Annotated in this window: 18 protein-coding genes; 11 read left to right on the plus strand and 7 right to left on the minus strand. The window is 59.5% G+C overall.

Annotation, left to right across the window (positions count from 1 at the left end; genetic code table 11):
• Window positions 1-17 precede the first annotated feature (17 nt).
• Complete coding sequence (locus ACR3FB_RS14615) at window positions 18-728, plus strand: zinc-ribbon domain-containing protein (protein WP_425084315.1); 711 nt, start codon at window positions 18-20, stop codon at window positions 726-728.
• 108 nt (window positions 729-836) lie between these two features.
• Here ACR3FB_RS14615 and ACR3FB_RS14620 read toward each other — a convergent pair whose 3' ends face one another.
• From ACR3FB_RS14620 to argH, 4 genes are all read right to left on the minus strand, one after another.
• Window positions 837-3,380, minus strand: a complete 2,544-nt coding sequence (locus ACR3FB_RS14620; RefSeq protein ID WP_480565951.1) for a TIGR02302 family protein — start codon at window positions 3,378-3,380, stop codon at window positions 837-839.
• 36 nt (window positions 3,381-3,416) lie between these two features.
• On the minus strand, window positions 3,417-4,682 hold the full coding sequence (gene lysA, locus ACR3FB_RS14625) for a diaminopimelate decarboxylase (RefSeq protein WP_480565953.1): 1,266 nt from the start codon (window positions 4,680-4,682) through the stop codon (window positions 3,417-3,419).
• A 315-nt stretch (window positions 4,683-4,997) separates the two neighbouring features.
• Entirely contained in the window at window positions 4,998-5,180 is a 183-nt protein-coding gene (locus ACR3FB_RS14630; protein ID WP_170469036.1) for an argininosuccinate lyase, read from the minus strand.
• The gene (gene argH / locus ACR3FB_RS14635; protein WP_480565955.1) at window positions 5,180-6,568 is read right to left on the minus strand and encodes an argininosuccinate lyase; all 1,389 of its coding nucleotides are present in this window, start codon (window positions 6,566-6,568) and stop codon (window positions 5,180-5,182) included. Before argH ends, ACR3FB_RS14630 begins: the two co-directional genes overlap by 1 nt.
• 21 nt (window positions 6,569-6,589) lie before the next feature.
• Between argH and ACR3FB_RS14640 the strand changes: the two genes are divergently transcribed.
• The 10 genes from ACR3FB_RS14640 to yddG all read left to right on the plus strand — a co-directional run bounded on the left by ACR3FB_RS14640 (window position 6,590) and on the right by yddG (window position 14,627).
• Window positions 6,590-7,156, plus strand: a complete 567-nt coding sequence (locus tag ACR3FB_RS14640; protein WP_170462648.1) for a TlpA disulfide reductase family protein — start codon at window positions 6,590-6,592, stop codon at window positions 7,154-7,156.
• A gap of 62 nt (window positions 7,157-7,218) precedes the next feature.
• Window positions 7,219-7,581, plus strand: a complete 363-nt coding sequence (locus tag ACR3FB_RS14645; protein ID WP_425084319.1) for a hypothetical protein — start codon at window positions 7,219-7,221, stop codon at window positions 7,579-7,581.
• A gap of 106 nt (window positions 7,582-7,687) precedes the next feature.
• On the plus strand, window positions 7,688-8,074 hold the full coding sequence (locus ACR3FB_RS14650; protein WP_480565957.1) for a hypothetical protein: 387 nt from the start codon (window positions 7,688-7,690) through the stop codon (window positions 8,072-8,074).
• Entirely contained in the window at window positions 8,071-9,042 is a 972-nt protein-coding gene (locus ACR3FB_RS14655; RefSeq protein ID WP_480565959.1) for a sterol desaturase family protein, read from the plus strand. Before ACR3FB_RS14650 ends, ACR3FB_RS14655 begins: the two co-directional genes overlap by 4 nt.
• A gap of 94 nt (window positions 9,043-9,136) precedes the next feature.
• Window positions 9,137-9,325: a hypothetical protein gene (locus ACR3FB_RS14660; RefSeq protein ID WP_170553624.1), complete on the plus strand. Its 189-nt coding sequence runs from the start codon at window positions 9,137-9,139 to the stop codon at window positions 9,323-9,325.
• Between the two features lie 76 nt (window positions 9,326-9,401).
• Complete coding sequence (locus tag ACR3FB_RS14665) at window positions 9,402-10,235, plus strand: EAL domain-containing protein (protein ID WP_480565961.1); 834 nt, start codon at window positions 9,402-9,404, stop codon at window positions 10,233-10,235.
• Window positions 10,236-10,430: 195 nt separating this feature from the next.
• On the plus strand, window positions 10,431-11,606 hold the full coding sequence (locus ACR3FB_RS14670; protein ID WP_480565963.1) for an acetyl-CoA C-acetyltransferase: 1,176 nt from the start codon (window positions 10,431-10,433) through the stop codon (window positions 11,604-11,606).
• 187 nt (window positions 11,607-11,793) lie between these two features.
• Window positions 11,794-12,516 (plus strand): acetoacetyl-CoA reductase, encoded by a 723-nt coding sequence (phbB, locus tag ACR3FB_RS14675; protein ID WP_170379024.1) that lies wholly within the window; start codon window positions 11,794-11,796, stop codon window positions 12,514-12,516.
• Window positions 12,517-12,816: 300 nt separating this feature from the next.
• Window positions 12,817-13,764, plus strand: a complete 948-nt coding sequence (locus ACR3FB_RS14680; RefSeq protein WP_480565965.1) for a transcriptional regulator GcvA — start codon at window positions 12,817-12,819, stop codon at window positions 13,762-13,764.
• Window positions 13,761-14,627, plus strand: a complete 867-nt coding sequence (gene yddG / locus ACR3FB_RS14685) for an aromatic amino acid exporter YddG (RefSeq protein WP_170721245.1) — start codon at window positions 13,761-13,763, stop codon at window positions 14,625-14,627. The genes ACR3FB_RS14680 and yddG overlap by 4 nt, the downstream gene beginning before the upstream one ends.
• Here the strand turns inward: yddG and ACR3FB_RS14690 are convergent.
• From ACR3FB_RS14690 to ACR3FB_RS14700, 3 genes are all read right to left on the minus strand, one after another.
• Window positions 14,624-14,788: a YdcH family protein gene (locus ACR3FB_RS14690; protein ID WP_170379030.1), complete on the minus strand. Its 165-nt coding sequence runs from the start codon at window positions 14,786-14,788 to the stop codon at window positions 14,624-14,626. The genes yddG and ACR3FB_RS14690 overlap by 4 nt on opposite strands.
• A 115-nt stretch (window positions 14,789-14,903) precedes the next feature.
• Window positions 14,904-15,683: a tRNA1(Val) (adenine(37)-N6)-methyltransferase gene (locus ACR3FB_RS14695; protein WP_480565967.1), complete on the minus strand. Its 780-nt coding sequence runs from the start codon at window positions 15,681-15,683 to the stop codon at window positions 14,904-14,906.
• Entirely contained in the window at window positions 15,680-15,895 is a 216-nt protein-coding gene (locus ACR3FB_RS14700) for a putative signal transducing protein (RefSeq protein ID WP_117870413.1), read from the minus strand. Before ACR3FB_RS14700 ends, ACR3FB_RS14695 begins: the two co-directional genes overlap by 4 nt.
• Window positions 15,896-15,909 lie beyond the last annotated feature (14 nt).

Genomic DNA, 15,909 nt, shown 5'->3' on the forward strand with positions numbered 1-15,909 from the left:
CAGGCCGGGGAGGCAGTATGAGACTTACATGTCCGAATTGCGGCGCTCAGTACGAAGTGCCGGACGAGGTTATCCCCGAAGAGGGGCGCGATGTACAGTGCTCCGCCTGTGACCAGACGTGGTTTCAGCCCAAGCACCCGGAAGACGCAGCACCCACTACCGACGCGCCTGAAGCCACCGCCGAGCCGGACGCTAAGCCGGAGCCGACACCTGAACCCGACACAAAAGTTGAGGTTGTTGATGAGACTCCGCCCGATAGCGGCAAGACCGGCAATGTCGACCCTGCCGTTGCGAGCATTTTGAAGGAGGAGGCCGCGCGTGAGGCGGAGCTGCGCTCTCAGGAAGGCAGCAGCCTTGAGACGCAACCAGATCTGGCGCTGGAAGATTCTGTCGAACCCGAGTTTCAGATCAAGCGCCCAACTGCGACCGAGACCGCCGAGGATGCGGGCCAAAAGGATGAGCTTCCTGACGTTGAGACCATCAATTCAGGCATGATGAGCGATGAGGGCGATGACGCGCCCCCAGCCAAACAATCCCGTGGCTTCGTGCGCGGTTTTGCCGTCATGCTGATCATCGGCGTGATCCTGTATCTGATCTATGGCAATGCGCAACAGATCAGTGAGGCCGTGCCGCAAGCCGATCCGGTGCTGGACTCCTACGTCTCTTTGATTGATCAGGCCCGTATCTGGCTTGAGACGCAGGCCGGGGCAGGCGCGCCGCAGGAATAAAGCGTTTCGGGTTTTACCTGAAATACCAAGTGACACGAATGTCCCGACAACGCAGAAAGCGTGGCAGGGTATTCGTGTCTCAGGATTAAGCCGAAACGATATAGCGGCTCAGAACCGTTCCAGCAGACGCTTGAGGTATTCCAGCTCGATCTCGGGCCGGTCGGTTTCTCCGGTCCGACGGCGGATTTCGTCCAGCAACTCACGCGCGCGGCGATAGACGTCTTCACCCTGCAGTAGGTTATCATCGGTTGAGATCGACCCGGCTGCACCGGGATTGCGGCCCAGCGGGTCGCGGCTGTTGGCTTGCGCCTCACCTTCCTCGGTGCCTTGTCCGGATTGGTTCTGCTGGTTCTGCGCCATGGCCTCACCCAAGGACCGCATGCCTTCGCGTAGGGCCTCCATCGCTTCGGACTGACGGTCGATCGCTTCGGCCAGATCATTGCCGCGCAGCGCCTCCTCCGCCTCTTCCATGGCACCTTCTGCGCGGCCCAACGCATCGCGCGCCGCGTCGCCTTCGGGGGTGCCTGCACCGGGCAAACCCTGTTGCTGTCGGTTCAGTTCTTGCCGCAGGGCCTGCTGCCGATCCGCCAAAGACCCCTCACCCGGTTGGCCTTCGCCCGCCTGATCCGAGCCCTGACCCTGACCGCCCTGACCCTCGTGGCTTTCGCCGCGGCCCTGACCGCCATTGCGGCCTTCATTGCCCTGATTTTCTCCGGCCTGAGCGCCGGGGTTGAACTGTTCCTGCAGATCGCGGAATGCCTGATCGCTCAGGCCTTGCTGTTCACGCAGGGTCTCGGCCAGGCCTTCCATGGCCTGTTGCCCCTCGGATTGACCACCCTGCCCTTGGCCTTGGGTGACGCGCATGTTCTCCATCATCTGCTGGAACTCTTCCAGCGCCTGCTGCGCCTCGGCCATGCGGCCCTGTTCCATCAATTCCTGGATGCGATCCATCATGGCCTGAAGATCGTCCTGCGTCATCTGCATGCTTTCGCCGTTCTGACCGGACTGGCGCTCATCACTATCGCCGTTTTCCTGGGCAAGACGCTGCAACTGGTTCAGGTAATCCTGCGTGGCTTCGCGCAGTTCCTGCATCAGCTCGGCGATTTCCTCATCGCTGGCACCATTTTGCATCGCTTCGGTCAGGCGCTCCTGCGCCCGGCGCATCCGCTCCAACGCGTCTGCCAGAGTACCGTCTTCGATCAAAACCGCCAGATCCCAAAGGGCCTGCGCGATCTCGGCCTGTTGCTTATCCTTCAAACCGTAGTCGTTGAAGGTTTCCAACCGCCGCAGCGTGACCCGCAGCCGCAGATAGGCGGTGTCGGAGCGAAACAATTCCTCGGGCCGGTGTGAGATCGCCCGCAGCACCTGAGCCACTCGCGGTGCATTGGTCCGCGACCAGAGCAGATCGCGGCGCTGTTCGATCACCGCAGCGGCCAAAGGATCAAAGAACCGGCGCGCGGGGAGATCTGTCAAATATGGCTCGGACGCGCTTTCCTGGTCCGAGGCGTCGCGCGCCATCAACGTGATACGAACCGGCAGATGCGCCCAGGGGTGCTGCGAGAAATCCTCGATTAGGTCTTCGGTGAAATCCGCGCGGTCACCGGTGATCGGCATTGGCAATTCGACCTCGATCACCTCGCGCGGTTCCGGGTCCGCCGTCAGACCATAGCGACGATCAACCGAGGCCATGTCCAACTCGATAACCGCCGAGCCAGAGACAATCCCATAGTCATCCGAAGCCGTAAAGGGCAGCTTCATCTGCCCGCCTGCCTCGGCTTCGGCCTTATCAGCAACCGCAATGCTCGGCGGGGTGTCGGGAATGACGTCCACCATCCAATCCCGTCCTGCGGGGCCATCAATGCGCATCTGGCCTGAACGGGCGACGGTGAAATCCTGCTCAGTTTCGGTCGCGGCCTCGGCACCGAGGGGAGAGCTTGTTTCGGTCAGGCTATGCGCGCCGACCTCGCCATAGAAACGCAGGGTGACGCGACTGCCTTGCGGGATCGACAGCGTGGGGCCGGTCTGATCGGCCAGATAGAGCGTCGGCAGTCCGGTATGGCGTGGGGGTTCGACCCAGCCTTCCCATGTCGGCCCTTGCCCTGCCACCGCCGTTCCGGGCGCCATCTCGGCCACCGAGCCAATCCGCCAGAAAGAACCGAACAGGGCCGCGACCACCAACGCGAGCAAAGCCGCGTAGCGCAGGGCGTAAGGATCGCGCAACGCCAGTCGGAGGTCGGGTTTGGCAACGCGCGCTTGCGCCGCGCGGTCCGCCATCCGCGCCTTGTGCGCCTGCCAGAGGGCAACCGAATCCGCATCCCCCGCACCAATCGCCTGATCATCCATCAATGCCTGAATCGGACGCCCGGGCAGGGTCTCATCCAATCGGGCCAGCGCTTCGGCTCGTGATGGCAGGTGGAATTGCCGAATCCCCCAGATCGCGCTGACCAGCAGCGCAATGGCTACGGCGACAGCTGCGCCCCACACGATCTCGACCCGCACAAGATCATGCAGACCCAGCATCAAGGCGGCCAAAACAGCCATCAAAACCGAGAAAAACGGCCAAAACGCGCGCAAAACCTGCTCGGCCAGCAATCCGGCATGTGTCATCCACACGGACAGGCGGGGTACGGGCAGGTTTGGTTTGTCGCTCAAAGCGGGCCTCCAGAGTTGGCCCGCGCGCCTACCGCGTCAGAGCCACTCAGGTATGGTATCGCGGTTTATGATTTCGTCAAAGCTTGGGCGTTCACGAATTACGGCAAATTGATCCCCATTCACCAAAACCTCGGGGATCAGGGGGCGCGTGTTGTATTCGCTGGCCATCACCGCGCCATAGGCCCCGGCGCTGCGGAAGGCGATTAGATCACCCGGCCCAAGCGGCGGCATGTTGCGCTGTTTGGCAAAAGTATCACCGGATTCGCAGACGGGGCCCACGATGTCATAGGGCTGTTGTTCGACCCCCGCTGCGGGTTCCTGTACCGCAACGATATCGTGATGCGCCTCATACATGGCCGGGCGGATCAGATCGTTCATCGCGCCGTCAAGGATGAGGAAATCACGCCCTTCGCCGGATTTCACATAGATCACCTTGCTGACCATCAAACCAGCGTTACCCGCAATCAGGCGACCGGGTTCTATTTCGATCTCGCAGCCCAAATGGCCCAAAGTCTTCTTGATCAGCGCGCCATATTCCAACGGCAGAGGCGGCGCGTCGTTTGAGCGTGTGTAGGGAATGCCAAGCCCACCACCTAGATCAAGGCGGCGGATATTGTGACCCTCTGCGCGCAACTGCTCGGTCAGTTCGGCGACCTTGGTATAGGCCAGCTCAAACGGCTCAAGCTCGGTCAGTTGCGAGCCGATATGGACGTCGATGCCGATCACCTCCAACCCCGGCAGCGCGGCCGCGTGGGCATAGACCTCCGACGCGCGCGAGATCGGGATGCCGAACTTGTTCTCGGACTTGCCGGTTGCGATTTTGGCATGGGTCTTGGCGTCCACATCCGGGTTCACTCGAACGGTGATCGGCGCAACCACGCCCAGCTCCGTCGCTACCGCGTTGATCACTTCCATCTCGGGCTCGGATTCGACGTTGAACTGGCGGAGACCACCGGTCAGCGCTGTGCGAATCTCATCCGCCGTCTTGCCAACACCCGAAAAAACGATCTTGTCGCCCGGTACACCGGCGGCCTTGGCCCGAAGGTATTCCCCGCCCGAGACCACATCCATCCCGGCGCCCGCTTGCGCCAGCGTCTTCAGGATCGCCTGATTGCTGGCGGCCTTCATCGCATAGCAGACAAGGTGATCAGTGCCTTCAAGCGCGTCATCGAACAGCTTGAAATGCCGCAACAGGGTCGCAGTCGAATAGACATAGAACGGGGTTCCGACCGCGGCTGCGATTTCGGAGATTGGGACATCCTCGGCGAAAAGCGCGCCGTCGCGGTAGAGAAAGTGATCCATAGAAGCGCGATTAGACCAAAACCGCCCTATGGATCAATGGATTCGCACTGAAACGATACGCTGCAGGGCGTTCAAAAATCGTTCGACACGCCGACACGCGCGTAGCCGGACACTGAGACTCCGGTTGAATTGGGCTCTTTTTGCGGCGCCGGCCGTTGGCTGGAGGTCGGCTCGCAAGCCGCAAGCGCGACGAGCGCCAGAAGAAATCCGAATATTCGCATGAGATCAGTCTCTGAGTACTAGAAAGAAGGGCCGCGCCTTGGCGTGCCAGACCCTACTTGGGTGTTTTGCCCGGAATTACAACGAGATCAGCGATTAAACGCCCAGATAGAGGCCAAAGCCCCCGCGGCGGAAGCCGATACCTCCGCCCACATGCGTTCCGCTCGAGCCGACGCCAACACCCACGCTTGCCGTTGGCTGAACCGGCTCACCATCCGCGCCACATCCGGCCAGCGCGAACCCAGCCGCTACAATCACCGCTATGCGTAGAACTGTCATCACACCAGCGCCTTCCATCGCTCAACCTGCGCCCGCACCTGATCGGGGGCGGTGCCACCATAGGATTGGCGCGAGTTTACCGAGTTTTGGACAGTAAGAACAGAATAGACGTCATCGGTGATATCCGCATGGACCGACTGCATGTCTTCCAAGGTCAGATCAGGCAGGTCGCAGCCCTTGTTTTCAGCCATCGCCACCAGCGAACCGGTGACATGATGGGCATCGCGGAACGGCAGACCCAGAACCCGTACAAGCCAATCGGCCAAATCGGTCGCGGTTGAGAAACCCGACCCAGCCGCTGCGGCAAGGCTGTCGCGGTTGGCAGTCATGTCCTTGACCATGCCCTCCATCGCCGCCAGAGCCAGCATCCAGTTGTCGGCGGCGTCAAAGACCTGCTCTTTGTCTTCCTGCATGTCCTTGGAATAGGCCAGCGGCAGGCCTTTCATCACCATCATCAGCGCGGTGTTCGCGCCATAGATGCGGCCGACTTTGGCGCGGATCAGCTCTGCCGCGTCTGGGTTTTTCTTCTGCGGCATGATCGAGGACCCGGTCGAGAACCGATCCGAGAGCGTCACAAACCGGAACTGGGCCGAGGACCAGATCACCAGCTCTTCGGCAAAGCGCGACAGGTGGACGGCGCAGATCGAGGCAGTGGACAGGAACTCCAACGCGAAGTCGCGGTCGCTGACGGCATCCAGCGAGTTCGCGGCGGGGCGGTCAAAGCCCAGCGCTTCGGCCGTCATATGGCGGTCAATGGGGAAGGAGGTTCCCGCCAGCGCAGCGGCACCAAGGGGGGATTCGTTCATCCGGGCGCGCGCATCGCGTACACGGCTGAGATCGCGGCCAAACATCTCGACATAGGCCATCATGTGGTGGCCCCATGTCACTGGCTGTGCGGTTTGCAGGTGGGTAAAGCCCGGCATGACCCAATCCGCCCCCGCCTCGGCCTGCGCCAAAAGCGCGCGGATGAGGGCCAGTAGGCCGGTTTCTGCCGCGTCCAACTGGTCACGTACCCAAAGTTTGAAATCGGTTGCCACCTGATCATTGCGCGACCGACCCGTGTGCAGACGGCCTGCGGGTTCACCGATCACCTCTTTCAGGCGTGCTTCGACGTTCATGTGGATGTCTTCCAGCGCGGTCGAGAACTGAAATTCTCCCTTCTGGATTTCTGACAAGACTGTGAGTAGCCCTTCCCGAATGGCCTGCGCGTCACTATCACTAATAACGCCTGTCGCCGCCAGCATAGCGGCATGGGCGCGCGAGCCTGCGATGTCTTGGGCTGCCATCCGCTGATCGAACCCGATCGAGGCATTGATTGCCTCCATGATCGCGTCTGGACCGGCGGCAAAGCGGCCGCCCCACATCTGGTTCGAGGATTGATCGGTCATGTAAGAAAACCCGGAGTTGATATGCGCCTATTTCGTCTGATCCCCCTTTATATGGCCCTTGCGCTGGGTGCAAATGCCGCTTTGGCGACCGATGCTGAAACGCTGGGCCCCTTGCGTGAAGACAGCCTGAAACGGCTGATCCTGCATAAAGAACCCAAGCCGGTGACGCCGGTTGATTTCCAACTGGAAGATGATGGCGGCACGGCCTCACTTGCGGACTACAAGGGCAAATACGTCCTGCTTAACTTCTGGGCCACCTGGTGCGCGCCCTGCCGCAAGGAAATGCCCCAGATCGCCGAGCTACAGGACGAATTCGGAGGCGACAAGTTCGAGGTTCTAACCCTTGCAACCGGGCGAAACTCGCCTGCCGGGATCAAGAAGTTCTTCGAGGAAAACGGCATCGACAACCTGCCACGCCATCAGGACCCCTCACAAGCCGTGGCGCGTGAGATGGGTGTTATCGGTTTGCCGATCACGGTCATCATCGACCCCGACGGGAACGAAATCGCCCGCCTGATCGGCGATGCCGAGTGGAACTCGGACAGTGCGAAGGCGATCATTTCGACTCTGGTCGAAGCCAACAGCTAAAGGGTTTAGATACTGGTGAAAACCATGCTATCCTCCCGCCTGTAATGAGTGGGAGGATTTTGATGAGACTAATTATTGCGATCGCCGCAGGTGCTTTTTTCATTTCCGGATTGGGTACCGATGCGCGAGCCAAGGATCTCAAGAAACAAAACCAGTTTATCGAAGCCGTGGCCGACAAAAAACTGGTCAGCGGCGATACTTGGTTGATCATATCGTCCGATGGTAAAATAGAAGGCATAGGTCGCAACAACGCAAAGCTCACAGGTGCCTGGGCATGGAGCAAACGCTACTGGTGCAGAAACGTCGTCGTTGGGCAAAAGAAATTCCCTGAAGATTGCTTGAAAGTCAAAATAGAAGGCAATCAGGTCGAGTTCGTTCGCAACAAGGGCAAGGGCGACGCAATCGTCTACACGATCGCAAACTAGGATTGAGAGCCCAACGAATCTCTGGGTCCAGCTTGTGCCAAAGCTGACGCAACGCCACCTTTGACAGCCCATCCTCTGATCCGCACTCTGTGCGCAGGAGGATGGAATGCCACTGGAAATTCTGTTGGTGCTTGTGGTCGGCGGGATCGCCGGGGTCACTCTGTTGCTGCATCTGACCGGCAGATCGCAGCGGTGCGTTCTGTCTCCTGAAACCGCGCGGGATCAATGGCTTCGGCATTTCCCGGATGATACCATCGTCGATGTCACGATTGCCCATGATCGCCACGCTGCGCTGGTGCGGACGGAAAAAGGGCCGGGTCTCCTCTGGTCATTCGGGGCGGATACTGTGGCGCAGCATCTGCTGGATTATGACTTGCTAGACCGCACCGACGGGTTCGAGATTCTGTTCCACGATTTCGGCACCCCCAAAGCCATCATCCATCTGGATGACCTCGAGCGCCCCCACTGGCGCAACCTGATGGAGCCCGCATGACCGATCAGATCACTTTTCCCGACGCCGTCCAATGGGCCGTCCCGTTCTTCATCGCCGCCATTCTGGCCGAGTTCGTCTGGATCGCCGTCAAAGGCCGCGGCGGGCGGTATGAGACGCGCGATGCTGTGACCTCTCTGATCATGGGGGCGGGCAATATTGCGTCGGGGTTCCTTCTGGGGTTCATCGCCTACGGGTTCTTCATGTGGCTGTGGCGGATCACGCCGCTCGATCTGGGTACGTCGATCCCGATTATCGTCCTGTGCTTTGTGCTGGATGACCTGCGGTATTACTGGGTGCATCGGTTCGGCCATCGTATCCGCTGGGTCTGGGCCAGCCATGTGAACCATCACAGTTCGCAGCACTACAACCTGACCACCGCGCTGCGGCAGACATGGACCTATACGTTTACCTTCATGATGGTGGTACGTGCGCCGCTGATCCTGCTGGGTTTTCACCCGGCGATGGTGCTGTTCGTGGGCGGCATCAACCTGATCTACCAGTTTTGGATTCACACAGAAGCCATCGGCAAAATGCCCCGCTGGTTCGAAGCGGTCATGAACACCCCTAGCCATCACCGGGCGCATCACGGCCGCAACGCGCGCTATCTGGATTGCAACTATGCTGGCGTTTTCATCATCTGGGACAAGATGTTCGGTACCTTTGTCCCCGAACAAGAAAACGACCGCGTCGACTATGGGCTGGTTCACAACATCGCCACCTTCAACCCGCTGCGCGTAGCCTTTCACGAATGGGTCGGCATATGGCGCGATGCGACCCAACCGGGGCTGACGCTGAAGCAACGCCTCGCCTATTGTTTTGCCCCGCCCGGCTATAGCCATGATGGAAGCCGAGACAGCTCAGCGCAGATCAAGGCAAAGCATCTGGCCCGCCACCCCGAAGATCTCGGAACGCCCGGATTCGAGCAAACCCGCGAAAACCTGCCTAATTCCGCAGCAAAACAGGCCTGATCCCGGCGTTGCACCACGCCGCTTCGGTTGAAATCCGGCCTGAACGGTCCATATGGAACTTCAGGCGTGACGTAACCAGTGACCGGAGGCCGGAATGACCCGAGTAACAACCGTATCAACCACAGTCGGACTGCTGGGCGTGCTTCTGGCCATGTTCGCCGCCATCGCAACGGCAGCATCAGCGCTTGTCCTGATAGGGTTCTCCATGATGATCCTTGGCGCTATGGGCGCAGTGTTCGGGGCAGCGGCCTCGCTCAGCCATGCGTGGCAATCTGCGCGCTAATCATCACCTGCATTAACCGCAGCTTCATCTGTTTCCTGCGACACTGCAACCGAAGAGCCATTCGGGATCAGCGCGCATGCGAGACAAGACAATTGTAGATGCCGAGGACGGGCCAGACAGCCCTTTGACCTCGGCGGTTTCCGGTCGGGATCAATCTGTACTGCAGATGGCGTCGGATGCGGTTCGGCACAAACAATGCAAACTGGCATTTCAGCCGGTGATGCAGGCTCAGGCCCCTCATAACGTTGCCTTCTACGAAGGGCTGATCCGCGTATTGGATGAAACAGGGCGGGTCATCCCTGCGCGAGAATTCATGCCTCAGGTGGAAAACACGCCAATCGGGCGCGAGTTGGATTGCATAGCGCTTGAGATGGGATTGCAATCACTGGTCAGGAACCCTCAGATCCGGCTGTCGATCAACATGTCGGCGCGCTCGATCGGGTATTCGCACTGGTCACGTATTCTGAATCGCTTTCTCAAACGGGACAGCAATCTGGGAGAACGACTGATTTTGGAGATCTCCGAGAAATCGGCGATGCAAGTACCCGAACTGGTGATCGACCTGATGGACAGGTTGCAGGAGCGTGGTATTGCCTTTGCGCTGGATGACTTCGGCGCAAGCAATTTCTGCTTTCGGCATTTCCGGGAATTCTTGTTTGATGCCGCCAAGATCGACGGTCAATTCATTCGTGGCATCAGCACCGACCCCGACAACCAGGCCCTCGTCCGCGCATTGATCGCGGTCGCGCGAGAGTTCGAAATTCTGGTCACAGCCGAATCAGTCGAAAATCCGCAAGACGCAGCTTTCTTGAGCGCAAGCGGTGTCGACTGCATGCAGGGTTTCCTGTTTGGCGCACCGTCGTTGTCGCCGCCGTGGAAGGCAGAAAGAAATTCCAAAACAGGGACTTAGTTGACCCACCGGCGCGCGAACACTTGCCTGATTGCCGCCTGAGGCAAGCTGTCCGTTGCTGCAAGTGCAGCATTACGCTATTGCAGAAGGCACTAGAGGGGGGAGAAATTGGCGCTCTGGTACGGGCAGAGGGAGCCCTCTGCGGTCCGCGTCGTCACATTTCCCGCTGGACCACGACGGTAAAGGACAAATTATATGACCAATGTAGTAATCGCATCCGCCGCACGTACAGGTGTGGGCAGCTTTGGCGGCTCGTTTGCCAATACCCCCGCACATGATCTGGGCGCTGCCGTCCTTGAAGCCGTCGCCGAACGCGCCGGCGTCGACAAAGGCGAAGTCAGCGAAACCATCATGGGTCAAGTCCTGACTGCTGCTCAGGGCCAGAACCCCGCACGTCAGGCGCATATCAACGCCGGGCTGCCGCAAGAAAGCGCGGCTTGGGGCATTAACCAGGTTTGTGGATCGGGCCTGCGCGCTGTTGCGCTGGGTGCTCAGCACATCCAACTGGGCGACGCGGATATCGTCGCCGCTGGCGGGCAAGAAAACATGACACTGTCTCCCCACGCTGCCGCCCTGCGCGCGGGTCACAAGATGGGTGATATGAAATACATCGACACCATGATCCGCGACGGTCTGTGGGATGCGTTCAACGGCTACCATATGGGTCAAACCGCCGAGAACGTCGCCGAGAAATGGCAGATCAGCCGCGACATGCAGGACGAATTCGCCGTTGCCTCGCAAAACAAAGCTGAGGCTGCGCAAAACGCAGGCAAATTTGCCGACGAGATCGTTCCGTTCACCATCAAAACCCGCAAGGGCGACATCGTGATGGACAAGGACGAATACATCCGTCACGGCGCAACAATGGAAGCAATGGCCAAACTGCGCCCGGCCTTCACCAAAGACGGCTCGGTCACCGCAGCAAACGCTTCGGGCCTGAATGACGGCGCGGCGGCGACCCTGCTGATGTCGGCTGAGAACGCCGAAAAGCGCGGGATTGAGCCTCTGGCCCGTATCGCATCCTACGCGACTGCGGGTCTTGACCCGTCGATCATGGGCGTTGGCCCGATCTACGCCTCGCGTAAAGCGTTGGAAAAAGCAGGTTGGTCGGTTGATGATCTGGATCTGGTCGAAGCCAACGAAGCCTTTGCCGCGCAGGCCTGCGCCGTGAACAAAGACATGGGCTGGGATCCTTCGATCGTAAACGTGAACGGTGGCGCGATTGCCATCGGCCACCCGATCGGAGCATCCGGCTGCCGTGTTCTGAACACGCTGCTGTTCGAAATGAAGCGCCGCGATGCCAAGAAGGGGCTGGCCACCCTCTGCATCGGTGGCGGCATGGGTGTCGCCCTCTGCGTGGAGCGCGACTAAGTGCGTTGACATCTAAATAGAAAAGGGCGTCCACTGGACGCCCTTTTTTGTTACAATCAAGCTTTACACAACCGCTGCGACAATATCGCCAGACAGAAAGACAAGATCGACTACGAAACGATATTGCGCAACATCCTCTCTCAGAGTAACAGAATTACCAAGACGACCAAAATTGGAGGAGTCATCCATGGCACGTACAGCACTCGTAACCGGCGGTTCTCGCGGCATCGGCGCAGCAATTTCCAAGGCGCTCAAGGCCGAAGGATACAATGTTGCCGCCACCTATGCGGGGAATGACGAAGCCGCAGCGAAATTCACCGAGGAAACCGGCATCGCCACCTACAAGTGGAACGTAGCCGATTATGACGAATCCAAAGCGGGTATCGAAAAGGTCGAGGCCGAGGTTGGTCCCATTGACATCGTCGTCGCCAATGCGGGCATCACGCGCGACGCACCTTTCCACAAGATGACGCCTGAACAGTGGCATCAAGTCATCGATACCAACCTGACCGGCGTGTTCAACACCGTACACCCCGTCTGGCCCGGCATGCGCGAACGCAAGTTTGGCCGCGTCATCGTCATCAGCTCGATCAACGGTCAGAAAGGCCAGTTCGCTCAGGTGAACTACGCAGCCACCAAAGCGGGCGATCTGGGTATCGTGAAGTCGCTGGCGCAGGAAGGCGCGCGTGCGGGCATCACCGCCAACGCGATCTGCCCCGGCTACATCGCAACCGAAATGGTTATGGCTGTGCCTGAGAAGGTCCGCGAGTCGATCATCGGCCAGATTCCGGCCGGCCGATTGGGTGAGCCAGAGGAAATCGCGCGCTGCGTCGCCTTCCTGGCGTCCGACGATTCGCAGTTCATCAATGGGTCGACCATCTCGGCCAACGGCGCTCAGTTCTTCGTCTGATTTCAGAGCATTGAAAGAAAACGGGCCGGTCCTTTTGGACCGGCCCTTCTTTATCCCGTAAGTCCGCGCGCGCTGCGGTCAGCGGGAACCAAACACCCATCCCAGAACTTTGTGAACAAGCTTGCTGCGCTCTTCATGGGCACGACGAATTGCAATCTGGACAGACGGGTTTGTTGACATCTCGATCATGGCGGATCCCCTTTGCTAAAGCTGAACTTGACTTGCCCTAAACATGACCCTTGATTGAAAAAGGCACAAACGAGAGTTTTCAAGCATTCAGATAAGTATTACTTAAGTGACATGAGTGATCGCCTTCCCCCTCTCACCGCTTTGCGCGCCTTTGACGCTGCCGCGCGGCACATGTCCTTTGCCAAAGCCGCAGAAGAGTTGAACGTCACGCCCGCGGCGCTGTCTTTCCAGATCAAGTCGCTTGAGGACCATTTGGGCCATCCGCTGTTTCGCCGCTTGAATCGCGCAGTCGAGCTTACCGAGGCGGGCAAAGCCCTCGCCCCAGGGGCTGCCGAGGGGTTTGCGTCACTCAAAGCGGCGTGGGCCGCAACACGAAGGCTTCAGGACAACACCTCCCTCACCGTGACGGCCGGACCTGCGCTGACGGCCAAATGGCTGGCTCCGCGTCTTTACGATTTTGCCCGCGCACATCCCGAAATTGACCTGAGGTTTTCGGCCACCCTGCGCAATATGGACCTTGAGAGGGATGACGTGGATGTCGCGATCCGGTTTGGCTATGGCGGGGATGATGGCCTCTATTGCCTGCCGGTTCGCAAGGAATGGCTGACCCCCGTTATGACGCCCGAACTGGCCGCCGAGTTCACAACTCCCGAAAGCCTTCGCGAAGCGCCTCTGATACATGACGATTCGATTGCGTTTCTGAAGCCTCCGGCAGATTGGCCGACTTGGTTTAGGGCTGTTGGCGTCGAGTTCACGCCGACCCACGGGGCGCATTTTTCCAACGCAGACCACGCGATTGACGCGGCTGTCGCCGGAGTTGGCGTGGCCTTGGGGCGACGGGCGATGATCATCAAGGACATGATGGAGGGGAGGCTTGTCGCGCCGTTCAAAACCGCCATTGAGACCAAAGGCCGCTTTCGATTTCTCTGCCTGCCCAGAGCGGAGAACCGGCCTCAAGTCGCAGCATTTCGCGATTGGTTTGTTGCGGAGATTGAAAAAACCGCTCATATCTCGGATGAATTCACCATCGTTCCTGTAGAAGACGTCTCATCCACATGACCAGACAACGCGCCACCGCCATCGGCTTCATTGCGGTTTTGCTTTGGGCGCTGCTGGCCCTGTTCACAGTCGGGTCAGCCCCAACACCGCCGCTTCTACTGAATGCGATCTGCTTCAGTATCGGCGGTACTTTGGGGCTTGTCTGGACGTGGCGATCGGGCGGATTGTCCCAGCTGCGCCGCATCAGTTGGAAAGTCTACGCCTTTGGAACGGTGGGCCTGTTCGGCTACCACGCGCTATACTTCTCGGCCCTTCGGATGGCCCCGGCGGCCGAAGCGGGGCTGATCGCCTATCTCTGGCCGCTGCTTATCGTCCTGTTCTCCGGCCTGTTGCCCGGAGAGAATCTGCGCGCTGGCCACCTGATCGGGGCCTGTTTGGGGTTTGCCGGGGCTGCACTGATCATAACTGGCGGTGGCAGCGCCGGGTTCCAAGCCGACCACCTACCGGGATACGCGCTGGCGTTCCTGTGCGCCCTGACATGGTCAGGCTACTCCGTTTTGTCGCGGAAACTGGGGGAAACGCCAACAAGCTCGGTCGCTGTGTTCTGCGTGTTCACGGCGATCGCCTCATGGGGCCTGCATTTCGCGCTTGAAGCAACGGTCTGGCCGGACACCACGCTCAGTTGGTTATCGACACTGGCCCTTGGTCTGGGGCCGGTCGGTCTGGCGTTCTATGTCTGGGATATCGGGGTCAAGCAGGGCGACATTCAAATGCTGGGCACCAGCTCTTACGCGGCACCTTTGCTGTCTACCGTGGTTCTGGTTTTTGCCGGGATCGCCATGCCGACATGGACATTGGCGATCGCGGCGGTCTTGATCACCGGCGGGGCCGTGGTTGCGGCGCGCGCCAGTCTTAAAGGTTAGGTCGATAAGCGCTCGATCTCTTCCTTCAGCCTTAGCTTCTGTTTCTTTAGCTGGGCGATATGAAGATCATCAATGCCTGGCGCGCGTTGAGCTTGTTCCACTTCGAGACCGAGAGATTCGTGCTTCTTCTTCAGTTCCGTCAGATGTGCGCTCACGCTCATGGCGATCCTCCTTGTTTACGTGTCTAGATGTCACGTAAGAAGTTGAGCATATCGTTTCCACCCTGTCACGCCGCAGACGCGAAGAAAAAGTGATAAATCCGACAAATTCGGCTGGTCATTGCCGATTGACGTGAAACGGCCCCAACGCAGCGCCTTGCCGCAGCACATCCGAGAGTTCCGGCGTATAGCTGTCACCGTCGCGCTCATGCCGTTGACCGGTGTGCAGGATGACCGGCGCATGTAGCCGGAACGCCGCCCGCCCGCCTTTTCGGGCCCGTAGAATCACAAGCTCGGCCTCGCGCCCCACGCGGGCCGCAAGCGGCAGCACTTCGACCGAGCCCAGACGCCCATGACAGGCCACAAGCATATCGTGCAGGCGATCCGCCTTTTGGATCATGTGCAGATAGCCGCGCGGGGCCAGCCGTTTGGCCGCGACATCAATCCAATCACCCAGAGGCGTCTGCTCTCCCAAAGCCACACTGCGCCCCCTGTCCGTAGCTGCGCTATGGGCCCCGGCGCGATAGTAGGGCGGGTTGGCGATGACATGGTCGAATTGGCGCTGCTTAAGATCGGAGGGCAGCTCATTCAGATCAGCCGAAACGACCTCTAACACCATATTGTTATCGGCGGCATTGCGGCGGGCCAGATCCGCATAGGCCGTTTGCAGTTCAACACCGTACAGGTCCAATCCGGGGATCCGTGCTGCAAGGCACAGGATTGCCGCCCCTGCCCCGCAGCCAAGCTCAAGCACCGATTGGCCGCTGATCGCAGGTACGCTGGCCGCAAGCAATACAGGATCGACCCCAGCACGATAGCCCGACACGGGTTGCCATAGACGCAGCCGCCCGCCGAGGAAATCGTTCCGGCTTAGCTCATCATCCTTGAACCCGGTCATCGCCCCAGCGGAATCTCATTGTCCCGCATCACACGCTCGGCACGGGTCAGGTCTTCGGTCCGGACCATCAGACGTCGAGGAAAGATTCCGATACCGCCTTCGAGGATGCTCATATTTACGTCCATCTGAAAGCAGTCTATATCCTCGCCTTCAAGAAGGGCGGATGCAAAGGCCAGGATTGTCGGATCGGTGCTGCGCAAAAGTTCTTTCATGGGGATGGATGTAA

The sequence above is a fragment of the Ruegeria sp. AO1 genome (assembly GCF_056535985.1).

Coding starts and splice junctions, on each gene's coding strand:
- ACR3FB_RS14615 (WP_425084315.1), top strand. CDS start 18: ATGAGACTTACATGTCCGAATTGCGGCGCTCAGTACGAAGTGCCGGAC.
- lysA (WP_480565953.1), bottom strand. CDS start 4,682: ATGGATCACTTTCTCTACCGCGACGGCGCGCTTTTCGCCGAGGATGTC.
- ACR3FB_RS14630 (WP_170469036.1), bottom strand. CDS start 5,180: ATGACAGTTCTACGCATAGCGGTGATTGTAGCGGCTGGGTTCGCGCTG.
- argH (WP_480565955.1), bottom strand. CDS start 6,568: ATGACCGATCAATCCTCGAACCAGATGTGGGGCGGCCGCTTTGCCGCC.
- ACR3FB_RS14640 (WP_170462648.1), top strand. CDS start 6,590: ATGCGCCTATTTCGTCTGATCCCCCTTTATATGGCCCTTGCGCTGGGT.
- ACR3FB_RS14645 (WP_425084319.1), top strand. CDS start 7,219: ATGAGACTAATTATTGCGATCGCCGCAGGTGCTTTTTTCATTTCCGGA.
- ACR3FB_RS14650 (WP_480565957.1), top strand. CDS start 7,688: ATGCCACTGGAAATTCTGTTGGTGCTTGTGGTCGGCGGGATCGCCGGG.
- ACR3FB_RS14655 (WP_480565959.1), top strand. CDS start 8,071: ATGACCGATCAGATCACTTTTCCCGACGCCGTCCAATGGGCCGTCCCG.
- ACR3FB_RS14660 (WP_170553624.1), top strand. CDS start 9,137: ATGACCCGAGTAACAACCGTATCAACCACAGTCGGACTGCTGGGCGTG.
- ACR3FB_RS14665 (WP_480565961.1), top strand. CDS start 9,402: ATGCGAGACAAGACAATTGTAGATGCCGAGGACGGGCCAGACAGCCCT.
- ACR3FB_RS14670 (WP_480565963.1), top strand. CDS start 10,431: ATGACCAATGTAGTAATCGCATCCGCCGCACGTACAGGTGTGGGCAGC.
- phbB (WP_170379024.1), top strand. CDS start 11,794: ATGGCACGTACAGCACTCGTAACCGGCGGTTCTCGCGGCATCGGCGCA.
- ACR3FB_RS14680 (WP_480565965.1), top strand. CDS start 12,817: ATGAGTGATCGCCTTCCCCCTCTCACCGCTTTGCGCGCCTTTGACGCT.
- yddG (WP_170721245.1), top strand. CDS start 13,761: ATGACCAGACAACGCGCCACCGCCATCGGCTTCATTGCGGTTTTGCTT.
- ACR3FB_RS14690 (WP_170379030.1), bottom strand. CDS start 14,788: ATGAGCGTGAGCGCACATCTGACGGAACTGAAGAAGAAGCACGAATCT.
- ACR3FB_RS14695 (WP_480565967.1), bottom strand. CDS start 15,683: ATGACCGGGTTCAAGGATGATGAGCTAAGCCGGAACGATTTCCTCGGC.
- ACR3FB_RS14700 (WP_117870413.1), bottom strand. CDS start 15,895: ATGAAAGAACTTTTGCGCAGCACCGATCCGACAATCCTGGCCTTTGCA.